The 10,604-nt window shown below is 63.9% G+C and carries 11 protein-coding genes; 5 read left to right on the top strand and 6 right to left on the bottom strand.

What is annotated here, in order from left to right; all coding sequences use genetic code 11:
• Nucleotides 1-86: 86 nt before the first annotated feature.
• Nucleotides 87-1,076, bottom strand: a complete 990-nt coding sequence (gene ispB / locus AC6H42_RS25595; RefSeq protein WP_057153472.1) for an octaprenyl diphosphate synthase — start codon at nucleotides 1,074-1,076, stop codon at nucleotides 87-89.
• 278 nt (nucleotides 1,077-1,354) lie between these two features.
• On the opposite strand from ispB, the gene rplU reads away from it, so the two are divergent.
• The 4 genes from rplU to proB all read left to right on the top strand — a co-directional run bounded on the left by rplU (nucleotide 1,355) and on the right by proB (nucleotide 4,522).
• Nucleotides 1,355-1,666 carry a 50S ribosomal protein L21 gene (gene rplU, locus AC6H42_RS25590; RefSeq protein WP_057153473.1) on the top strand — a complete coding sequence of 104 codons (312 nt, stop codon included), beginning with the start codon at nucleotides 1,355-1,357 and terminating at the stop codon, nucleotides 1,664-1,666.
• A gap of 38 nt (nucleotides 1,667-1,704) precedes the next feature.
• A complete protein-coding gene (gene rpmA / locus AC6H42_RS25585; protein WP_056399363.1) occupies nucleotides 1,705-1,962 on the top strand; it encodes a 50S ribosomal protein L27 in 258 nt (85 codons plus the stop codon).
• 89 nt (nucleotides 1,963-2,051) lie between these two features.
• Nucleotides 2,052-3,161, top strand: coding sequence for a GTPase ObgE (gene obgE / locus AC6H42_RS25580; RefSeq protein ID WP_497549259.1), 1,110 nt, complete (start codon nucleotides 2,052-2,054; stop codon nucleotides 3,159-3,161).
• Between the two features lie 242 nt (nucleotides 3,162-3,403).
• A complete protein-coding gene (proB, locus tag AC6H42_RS25575; protein ID WP_057153475.1) occupies nucleotides 3,404-4,522 on the top strand; it encodes a glutamate 5-kinase in 1,119 nt (372 codons plus the stop codon).
• A 213-nt stretch (nucleotides 4,523-4,735) separates the two neighbouring features.
• Here proB and nth read toward each other — a convergent pair whose 3' ends face one another.
• The 5 genes from nth to AC6H42_RS25550 form a co-directional block, all read right to left on the bottom strand.
• Nucleotides 4,736-5,383: an endonuclease III gene (gene nth, locus AC6H42_RS25570; protein ID WP_057153476.1), complete on the bottom strand. Its 648-nt coding sequence runs from the start codon at nucleotides 5,381-5,383 to the stop codon at nucleotides 4,736-4,738.
• Between the two features lie 10 nt (nucleotides 5,384-5,393).
• Nucleotides 5,394-6,062 carry an electron transport complex subunit RsxB gene (gene rsxB, locus AC6H42_RS25565; RefSeq protein WP_057153477.1) on the bottom strand — a complete coding sequence of 223 codons (669 nt, stop codon included), beginning with the start codon at nucleotides 6,060-6,062 and terminating at the stop codon, nucleotides 5,394-5,396.
• Nucleotides 6,063-6,162: 100 nt separating this feature from the next.
• Entirely contained in the window at nucleotides 6,163-7,398 is a 1,236-nt protein-coding gene (locus AC6H42_RS25560; RefSeq protein ID WP_057153478.1) for a polyhydroxyalkanoate depolymerase, read from the bottom strand.
• 201 nt (nucleotides 7,399-7,599) lie between these two features.
• On the bottom strand, nucleotides 7,600-7,920 hold the full coding sequence (gene fdxA, locus AC6H42_RS25555; RefSeq protein ID WP_057153479.1) for a ferredoxin FdxA: 321 nt from the start codon (nucleotides 7,918-7,920) through the stop codon (nucleotides 7,600-7,602).
• A gap of 191 nt (nucleotides 7,921-8,111) precedes the next feature.
• A complete protein-coding gene (locus AC6H42_RS25550) occupies nucleotides 8,112-9,575 on the bottom strand; it encodes a gluzincin family metallopeptidase (RefSeq protein WP_057153480.1) in 1,464 nt (487 codons plus the stop codon).
• 165 nt (nucleotides 9,576-9,740) lie between these two features.
• Here AC6H42_RS25550 and AC6H42_RS25545 point away from each other — a divergent pair.
• Nucleotides 9,741-10,604 (top strand): putative Na+/H+ antiporter (locus AC6H42_RS25545; RefSeq protein ID WP_497549258.1); only part of this gene is annotated, 864 nt, incomplete at its 3' end.

The following is a 10,604-nucleotide window of genomic DNA, read 5'->3' as shown; positions in this document are numbered from 1 at the left end:
GGGTCAGGGTTAATTATTCAGGAAATATTTCCTGAATAATTAACCCTGACCCCATTTTGGGGTAGGGCAATATTTCTTGAGGTTTCTTAGTGGGTGCGGTCGACAGCGAAGCGCGCCAGTTGCAGCAGGGCGTCCTTGTAGACGCTCTCGGGCAGGCCGGACACCGCGTCGGCGGCGCGCTCGGCGGCGACTTCGGCGGCGCGGCGGGTGTAGTCCAGCGCGCCGCTGCCGGTGATGGCGGCCAGGATGGTGTCGAAGTGCTGCTCGTCGCCGTTCTCGATGCAGGAACGCACCAGCTGGCGCTGCTCGTCGCTGCCGTGGCTCATCAGCCAGATCAGCGGCAAGGTCGGCTTGCCTTCGCGCAGGTCGTCGCCGACGTTCTTGCCGATCTCGGCGGCGTCGCCGGCGTAGTCGAGCACGTCGTCGATCAGCTGGAAGGCAGTGCCCAGCGAACGGCCGTATTCGCCGGCGGCGGCGATCTGCTCGTCATTGGCGCCGGAAATCAAGGCGCCCAGCTCGGCCGCCGCTTCGAACAGCTTGGCGGTCTTGGAGCGGATCACTTGCAGGTAGCGCTCTTCGCTCACGTCCGGGTCGTGCATGTTGAGCAGCTGCAGCACTTCGCCTTCGGCGATCACGTTGGTGGCGTCCGACAGGATTTGCATCACGCGCATGCTGTTGAGCGACACCATCATCTGGAAGGCGCGCGAGTACAGGAAGTCGCCCACCAGCACCGAGGCGGCGTTGCCGAACAGGGCATTGGCGGTGGCGCGCCCGCGCCGCAGCGACGATTCGTCCACCACGTCGTCGTGCAGCAGGGTGGCGGTGTGGATGAATTCCACCACCGCCGCCAGTTCGTGGTGCGCCTCGCCCTTGTAGGAATAGGCGTTGGCCACCAGCAAGACGAGCACGGGACGGATGCGCTTGCCGCCGGCGCTGATGATATATTCCGCAATCTGGTTAACCAGCGGCACCTCGGAGTGCAGGCGCTGGCGGATCACCGTGTTCACCGCGTCCATGTCGGCGGCGATGGTTTGGGTGATGGAATTGGAGTTGGCGTGTTGGGTAGCGGCAGACAAGGCAAACCTGCAAGGGTGAGAGAAGTGCCGCGATTATACGACATGCCCCGGCTGTGGTGTCGATTGCCACAGGGGATGTCGCCTTGGCAATGCCGCTGGCGGCCTGCCCGCGCGTCCGCGCAGGCAATATTGCCGACATACCATGCTCGCCAAGAATTTGGAATAGTCTTTGACGCAAATTTTCGGTTTGTGTATAATCGCAGGTTCTCCCCGTTCCACACTGTTGTTCTGCGGTACGCAGCGGAGGATTCTTTTAACATTTGATGAGGTTTCAAATCATGTACGCGGTCATAAAAACCGGTGGCAAACAGTATAAAGTTGTCGCTGGCGAAAAACTCAAAGTAGAACAGATACCTGCTGACATTGGTTCCGAACTCACCATCGATCAAGTACTCGCGGTAGGCGAAGGCGAAGCCATCAAGTTCGGCACGCCACTCGTCGCGGGTGCAACGGTTCAGGTGAAAGTAGTTTCCCAAGGTCGTCACGACAAGGTCAAGATCTTCAAGATGCGTCGTCGTAAGCACTACCAGAAGCATCAGGGCCATCGCCAGAACTACACCGAAATCCAGATCGTCTCGATCAACGGCTAATCGTCGTCTTAATTTACAGCTAATTTAGGAGCTAATAAATGGCACACAAAAAAGGCGGCGGTACTACCCGCAACGGCCGTGACTCAGAATCAAAACGCCTGGGCGTTAAAGTGTACGGCGGCCAGTCGATCAATGCCGGCGGCATCATCATTCGTCAGCGCGGCACCCCAGTGCGCGCCGGCGAAGGCGTAGGCACCGGCAAGGACCACACCCTGTTCGCCCTGGTGGACGGCAAGGTGAAGTTCGTTGTCAAAGGCCCGAACTCGCACCAGTTCGTGACCGTAGTAGCAGCGTAATCTCGCGCTACCACGCAAAGTAAGGCGCAAGCCTTCAATCGAAAGGCTCTGCCAACGGTAGAGCCTTTTTAGTTTTATGGCGGCACATTATGAAGTTTATCGACGAAGCACGAATTGAAGTCATCGCCGGCAACGGCGGCAACGGCTGCGCCTCTTTCTGCCGGGAGAAGTTCCGCCCATTCGGCGGCCCTGACGGCGGCGACGGCGGCAAAGGCGGTTCCATCTGGGCCGTGGCCGACCGCAACGTCAACACCCTGGTCGACTACCGCTATTCGAAGATGCACCGCGCCAAGGACGGCGAATCGGGCCGCGGCTCGGACTGCTACGGCAAGGGCGCCGATGACATCTACCTGCGCATGCCGGTGGGCACCCTGATCATCGACGAAGTCAACGGCGACATCATCGCCGACATGACCGAACACGGCCAGACCGAATTGCTGGCGCTGGGCGGCGAGGGCGGCTGGGGCAATATCCACTTCAAGACGTCGACCAACCGTGCGCCGCGTCAAAAAACCGAAGGCAAGGAAGGTGCGCGCCGCGAGCTGCGCCTGGAATTGAAAGTGCTGGCCGACGTCGGCCTGCTGGGCATGCCGAACGCGGGCAAGTCCACCTTCATCACGGCCGTGTCCAACGCCAAGCCGAAAATCGCCGATTACCCGTTCACGACGCTGCACCCGAACCTGGGCGTGGTGCGCGTGTCGCATGAAAAGTCCTTCGTCATCGCCGACATTCCCGGCCTGATCGAAGGCGCCGCCGAAGGCGCCGGCCTGGGCCACCAGTTCCTGCGCCACCTGTCGCGCACCGGCCTGCTGCTGCACATCGTCGACCTGGCCCCGTTCGAGGACACGGTCGATCCGGTCAAGGAAGCCAAGGCCCTGGTCAAGGAGCTCAAGAAGTACGACGAGGCGCTGGTGGACAAGCCGCGCTGGCTGGTGCTGAACAAGCTGGACGTGATCCCGGAAGCCGAGCGCGCCAAGAAGGTCAAGGACTTCGTCAAGAAGTTCGGCTTCAAGGGGCCGGTGTTCGAGATCTCCGCGCTGAGCCACGAGGGCACGCAGGAACTGGTCAACGCCATCTACAAGCACCTGGAGCAAGTAAAGCACAGCGAGCAGCGTGCCGAAGAAACCCAGATGACGGAAGAGGCGCGCGGCATTTCCTCGATCGATCCGGACGATCCGCGCTTCAAGATCCTGGACTGAGATCCGGGGCTCAATTTCGCAACCGAAATTCAGTAACTCGCAATAACTCTGCAACAACGGCATAATCAGCTATTCGCTGATTTGCATTCCCATCAACAGTGCCAGCCCCTTACCATGGGCTGGCGCTGTCTGCGGCAAGGCAGGGCAACCCGCCCTTCGAAAATCAAGCACGCAAGGCACGGCTTGGCAGCGCAACGCGCGCCGGGACTATCGAGTTGATTGAAATGAGAACCGCCGCACCCATGAATTCCGTCATACAGAAATCCACCCGCATCATCATCAAGGTCGGCTCGTCGCTGGTCACCAACGACGGCCGTGGGCTGGACCACGCCGCCATTGCGCGCTGGGCCGCGCAAATCGCCGCCTTGCGCGCGCTGGGCAAAGAGGTGGTGCTGGTCAGCTCGGGCGCCATTGCCGAGGGCATGCTGCGCCTGGGCTTCGAGGGCCGCCCGACCGACATCCACGAACTGCAGGCTTGCGCCGCCGTGGGCCAGATGGGCCTGGCGCAGATCTACGAAACCAGTTTCCGCGCCCACCAGCTGGGCACGGCGCAGGTGCTGCTGACGCACGCCGACCTGGCCGACCGTGAACGCTACCTGAACGCGCGCTCCACCCTGACCACTCTGCTGCGCCTGGGCGTGGTGCCCATCATCAACGAGAACGACACCGTGGTCACCGACGAGATCAAGTTCGGCGACAACGATACCTTGGGCGCGCTGGTGGCCAACCTGATCGAGGCCGACGCGCTGATCATCCTGACCGACCAGCGCGGCCTGTTCAGCGCGGACCCGCGCAAGGACCCGGGGGCCTACCTGATCGAGCAGGGCCGCGCCGGCGACCCGGCGCTGGAGGCGATGGCGGGCGGCGCCGGCTCGTCGCTGGGACGCGGCGGCATGCTGACCAAGATCCTGGCGGCCAAGCGCGCGGCCAAGTCGGGTGCGCACACGGTGATCGCGTTCGGGCGCGAAGAGAACGTGCTGACGCGCCTGGCCGGCGGCGAATCCATCGGCACCGAGCTGGCGGCGCAGACCGGCCACCTGACGGCGCGCAAGCAGTGGATGGCCGACCACCTGCACACGGCGGGCCAGGTGGTGCTGGACGCGGGCGCGGTGCAGAAGCTGAGCAAGGAAGGCAAGTCGCTGCTGCCGATCGGCGTGATCGACGTCAAGGGCGAATTCGGGCGCGGCGCGGTGATCACCTGCGTGGCGGAAGACGGCAGCGCGGTGGCGCGCGGCCTATCGAACTACAGCAGCGCGGAAGCGCGCAAGATCAAGCGCAAACCCTCGGCCGAGATCGAATCGGTGCTCGGCTACCTGGAAGGCCACGAGCTGATCCACCGCGACAACATGGTTCTCCTATAAGCAGCCTGAGCCGCATTTGCCACAACTTCGGGGTCAGACCCCGGCGTGTAGAAATGCGGCTCAGTTCGCTCTTTCAGAGTGAGGGCGCCGCGCCGCGCCGGATGCGGCAAGTCGGACTGTTGGTATGGTGCATGATTTTTGCCAGGCAGCCTGAGCCGCATTTCCACCACTTCGGGGTCTGACCCCGGTGGTGGGGGAATGCGGCTCAGCTCGCTAGACGCCGGCGGGGATGGCGGTCTTGGCTTTGTATTCGCACAGGTCGGCGATGATGCAGTTCCAGCACTGGGGCTTGCGGGCGATGCAGGTGTAGCGCCCGTGCAGGATCAGCCAGTGGTGGGCGTCCAGCAGGAATTCCTTCGGCACGAACTTCATCAGCTTTTCTTCGACGACGTCGACGTTCTTGCCCGGCGCGATGCCGGTGCGGTTGGAGACGCGGAAGATGTGCGTGTCCACCGCCATGGCGATCTCGCCGAATGCGGTGTTGAGCACCACGTTGGCGGTCTTGCGCCCCACGCCCGGCAGCTCGACCAGCTCTTCGCGCGTGCGCGGCACTTCGCCGCCGTGCCTGTCCATCAGGATCCGGCAGGTGGCCAGCACATTCTTGGCCTTGGTCTTGTACAGGCCGATGGTCTTGATGTAGTCGGTCAGCTCGTCCAGGCCCAGGTCCAGCATGGCTTGCGGCGTGTTCGCCACCGGGTACAGCCGCCGCGTGGCCTTGTTCACGCCCACGTCGGTAGCCTGCGCCGACAACAGCACGGCAATCAGCAGCTCGAACGGCGTAGTGTATTCCAGCTCGGTCTTGGGGGAGGGATTTGCCGCCCGCAGGCGGCTGAAGATTGCGTGGCGCTTGGCTGCGTTCATTGGTGGTTGTTTATTCGGGTTTCTTTTTCAGGCGCTCCATGGCGGCGGCGATGATGGCGCGCTTGCGCTCCTTCTCCGCCTCGCCGGCCGCCGTGGCCGGGTCGAGCGCTTCGACCGCCTTCATTTTTTCCACCGCCTTGGCCGCCAGCCGCGCGTCGTTCTCCTGGATCTCGCGCCGCAGGCGCAGGGCGCGGAAGTCGTGCCGCTCGCGCGCGGCGTCGGCGTCGGCCTGCGACCAGGCTTGCCAGCCGGTGCTTTCCGTCACCGGGTACATCACGATGCAGTCCACCGGGCACGGGTGCACGCACAGGTCGCAGCCGGTGCACAGCTCGGGGACCACGGTGTGCATCTGCTTGGCCGCGCCGACAATGGCGTCCACCGGGCAGGCCTGGATGCACAGCGTGCAGCCGATGCACAGCGATTCGTCGATGTAGGCCACCGCGCGCGGCCGCTCCAGGCCGTTGACCGGGTTGAGCGGAATCACCGGGTAGCCGGTCACCGCCGACAGCCGGGCGATGCCTTCGGCGCCGCCCGGCGGGCACTGGTTGATGCCCGCGCCGCCGGCGGCGATCGCTTCGGCGTAGGGGCGGCAGCCGTTATAGCCGCATTTGGTGCACTGCGTTTGCGGCAGGACGTCTTCGATGCGGTCGGCAAGTGAGGGTGGGGCAGCGTTGGGCACGGCGTGTTCGGTGGCGATGAATACGCCATTATCCGATATCTGCGCGCGGCGGGCGTAAAAAAACCCCGGACCGGCCGGGGTTTTGCGAATTGCCTGCTGCTTAGCCGTGCTTGCGGATGAACTCGCTGATCTTGGGGCACACCACCTCGCGCCAGCGGCGGCCGGAGAAGATGCCGTAGTGGCCGGCGCCCGGCGCCACGAAATCCTGCTGCATGTCGGCCGGAATGTTGGAGCACAGGTCGTGCGCGGCCTGGGTCTGGCCGGCGCCGGAGATGTCGTCCAGCTCGCCTTCCACGGTAAACAGCGCCACATTGGTGATGTCCTGCGGACGCACCAGCTGGCCGCCCACTTTCCACGTGCCCTGCGGCAGCGAGAATTCCTGGAACACGGTCTTGATGGTGTCCAGGTAGTACTCGGCGGGCATGTCGAGCACGGCGTTGTACTCGTCGTAGAACTTGCGGTGGCTGTCCGCCGGTTCGTCGTCGCCCTTCACCAGGTGCATGTAGAACTCGCGGTGGCTCTGCGCGTGGCGGCCGGGGTTCATGGCGATGAAGCCGGCATGCTGCAGGAAGCCGGGGTAGACCTTGCGGCCGAAGCCGGGGTAGTTTGGCGGCACCGGGTAGATCACGGTGTTTTCAAACCACGAGAACTTCTTCTCGGTGGCCAGGTTGTTTACCGCCGTGGGCGACTTGCGCGGGTCGATCGGGCCGCCCATCATGGTCATGGTCTTCGGCAGTTTCGGGTCCTTGGCGGTGGCCATCAGCGAGATGGCGGCCAGCACCGGCACGGTCGGCTGGCAGACGGAAATCACGTGCAGATCCGGGCCCAGGTGGCGGATAAAGTCCTGCACGTAGAAGATGTAGTCGTCCAGGTGGAACGGGCCGGCCGACAGCGGCACCATGCGCGCGTCGGTCCAGTCGGTGATGTAGACATCCTGTTCCTGCAGCAGCGCCGAGACGGTATCGCGCAGCAGCGTCGAGTGGTGGCCGGACAGCGGCGCCACCAGCAGCACGGTGGGCTGCTTGAGGGCGCGGATGTCCTTGTCGCTCAGGTCTTTCTTGAAGTGGATCAGGCGGCAGAAGGGCTTGTTGATCACCACGTGCTCGACAATGCGGGTGTCTTTGCCGTTGACGGTAACGCTATCAATGCCGAACGCCGGTTTTTCGTATTCTTTGCCCAAGCGGTACATCAGCTCGTAACCTGCTGCGATCCTCTGTGAAAACGGCGTATGCGCCAGAGGAGAGACTGGGTTGCTGAACAGTTTTGAGGACGCATCGGCCCATTGCATCAAGGGCGTCAGGAACGTGCGTTGCATTTCGTGCAGTTGGTAAAGCATAAATATTCCTGTTAACGATGGGAAATCATGAACCCATTATAGGATATTTGACCATGACGTAAAGCATTTCGCCGTAACTGCAGGCAAGGCCATCATCGAACCAAGGTGACCATGGCATAACGATAGTACTTCAACGAAAACAAAAAAAGCAGCGTTTCCGCTGCTTTTGTGTAGGACGATTCTGAGGATCAGTGCATCCGCTCAGCGCACCAGCAGGTGCAATTTGTCCTGAACATCCTTGAACTGCTCCGCCTCCGGCAAGGCCGCCTTGGTCTTGGTGATGGAAGGCCAGTGCGTCAGTTCGGCGTTGATCTTGATGAACTGGACCTGGTTGGCCGGCACGTCTTCCTCGGCGAAGATGGCGTTCACTGGGCATTCGGCAACGCAGACTGCGCAATCGATGCACTCGTCCGGATCGATAACCAGGAAGTTCGGGCCTTCGCGGAAGCAATCTACCGGGCAAACATCGACGCAGTCGGTGTAACGGCAGCTGATGCAAGATTCGGTAACTACGTGGGTCATGACAGTCCTATCTATGTTGGTCGGCTACAGCAAAGCACTGTATTTTAAGGTAATTTGCGCGCCGCCACAATTCAAGGCAGGTTTTAAGCTTAGATACTATGCGCATAAGCAAATGCGTTCTTGTCATTGCGGCCCGCGCCGCAATGACAAAGCCGCCAGGCCTGCCGCCAAGCGTGCAGCTTGGCATGCAGCTAAGCGTGCAGCTGGCCGCCGTTGCGCGCGGCGTAGCCCTGGCACCAGCGCGCCAGTTCGGCGCGCTCCTGCTCCAGCGCGTCTTCCAATTCGAAATACTGGGCGTTGTTCATGGTGCCGCAGCAGGCGCGGCGGTCCTGCGGCACGCCGGGCAGGTCTTCCACGTCCGGCGCCAGTTCGGCTTCCGCAGCTTGCCCGGCCTCGGCCGCATGCCCGTTGCCGGCCTGGGCTTCGGGCGCGGTGCCGGCGGACACCCCCGGCGCGACGACCACCTCGCGCAGGCTGAAGCGGTTGCGGATGAAGTCGCGGTACTCGGCCGGTTTGCCGTCCTGCGCGGCCAGGCGCAGCATGTGGTTGACCACGTGGGCGTAGGTGGCGCCGTGGTCGGGCGCGGCCATCAGCGCGCGCAGCACCAGGCCGCACAGGTAGTCGCCCACGCGGTGCAGCACGGCGGCGTCGTCCTGCAGGCCGGGATGGCGCTCGTGGCTGAACATGTCGGCCAGGATGTCGTAGACGGCGCCGGTGAACACTTGCGAAATGGCGTGCACCTGGTTGCCGGTCTCGGACAGCTTCAGGTCGTTGTCGGCGTTGCGCAGGCCATTCGGGCGGCCCAGCGCCATGCCGAACTGCTCTGCCATGTCGGCCAGGAAGGTCTTGTCGTGCAGGTCGGCCTTGGTTTGCGCGATGACGGCCTCGGTCTGGTCCATTTGCGACAGGGTCAGGAAGATGGCGGTCAGGTCGCCGAACGATTCATGCAGGCCGCCGGTCTGCGGCGGGTTGTTGTTGAGCAGCCAGCGCGGCTTCAGGCCGTCCAGCACCGCGTGGCCGGTTTCGTGCGCCACGATGTCGAAGGAGCGGCAGGTGTACATGCGTTCGTCGGCGCCGCTGGGCACGAAGTCGCCGAACTTGAGCGCGCGCTCGTCGCGGCTGTAGTAGGCGTTCATCACGTCCGGCAGGCCGTGCGGGAAGATCTGCAGCGGGGCGGTGTCGTTGGCGCTGTTCCATTGCCAGGGCAGCGGCGCCGACTCGCCGCCGGTGGCCAGGGCGCGCTGGTACATGGTCAGTGTCTGGCGCACCACGGCAAAGGTGTGCACGGCGTCGAACTGGTCGGTGTTGGGCTGCATGATGAAGTCGCCGAACGCGTTCGGGCTGACCGGCTGGATGCCGGGCGCGCCGCTGGCGATGCGCGCGTCGCGCGGGCCTTCCAGGATCACGCCGGGCAGAAAGGCCTTGCGGGTGCCCATCTCGGTCACGGACGGGTCCTGCTTCCAGATCAGCACGCGCGAGCCGGCCGGGAAGGCCGCTGCGGCCTGGCCGTTGAGGACGCGGCAAGGGCGGCCCGGCTGCATGGTGGCCTGCACCGCCTTGCGGTGCACGCGGTAGGGTGCGGACGGGGTGGGTACGTAGCTGACCGGCAGCTTGTTGGGCGGGGTCAGCAGGGTTTCGATCACTTCGGATTCCATATCGCCTCCAGTTCGAAGCGGCGGCGGCTGGATGCCGCGCCGAATTCAGAGTGTGGCTCCGCGCGCGCCGCCGGCGTTTGCGTTTGCGCAAAGCCGCTGCGGGCAGGCGCCACCACCGCCGGGCTGTCGTACAATGCCCGCAGGCATCGGCATAGAGGAGGCAGCGTGGCACCCGGCATCATTGAAATCATCGGCGCGGTTTTGTTCGCGGTCGCCATCGTGCATACCTTTTCCACCAAGCTGTTCGAGCGGCTGGCGCACGCGCGCCCGGCCCACGCCGGCTTGTGGCACTTGCTGGGCGAGGTGGAAGTGGTGTTCGGTTTCTGGGCCCTGGTGCTGATGCTGTGCATGGCAGCGCTGCTGGGCAAGGACGGCGCCACCGCCTACCTGGACGGGCGCAACTTCACCGAGCCGCTGTTCGTGTTCGTCATCATGGTGATCGCGGCCACCCGCCCCATCCTGCAAAGCACGGCCGCCGCCGTGCGCCTGCTGGCGCGCGCGCTGCCGCTGCCCGGCAGCATGGGCCCCTATATCGTGATCCTGGCGGTGGTGCCGCTGCTGGGCTCCTTCATTACCGAACCGGCCGCCATGACCCTGGCCGCGCTGATACTGGCGCGCCGTATTTTCGCCGGCGGCATTTCGCCGCGCCTGCAGTACGCCACGCTGGGCGTGCTGTTCGTGAACGTCTCCATCGGCGGCACCCTGACCCCGTTCGCCGCGCCGCCGGTGCTGATGGTGGCGGCCAAGTGGCACTGGGACATGGCCTTCATGCTCAGCAACATAGGCTGGAAGGCCGCCGTGGCGGTGCTGTTCAACGCGGTGGCCGCGGCCACGCTGTTCGCGCGCGAGCTGGGCCGGCTGGACGATCCGAGCGACGGCATCGGTCCCGGCGAAGTCAAGGACACCCCGGTGCCGTTGCCGCTGGTGCTGGTCCATGTGCTGTTCCTGGCCGGCGTGGTGGTGTTTTCGCACCACAGCGCCGTGTTCATGGGCCTGTTCCTGTTCTTCCTCGGCGTGGTGCACGCTTAC

The organism is Massilia sp. NBRC 108631 (assembly GCF_059704565.1).
Note: the sequence above shows the minus strand (reverse complement) of the source record. Positions and strands in the feature narration are given on the sequence as shown.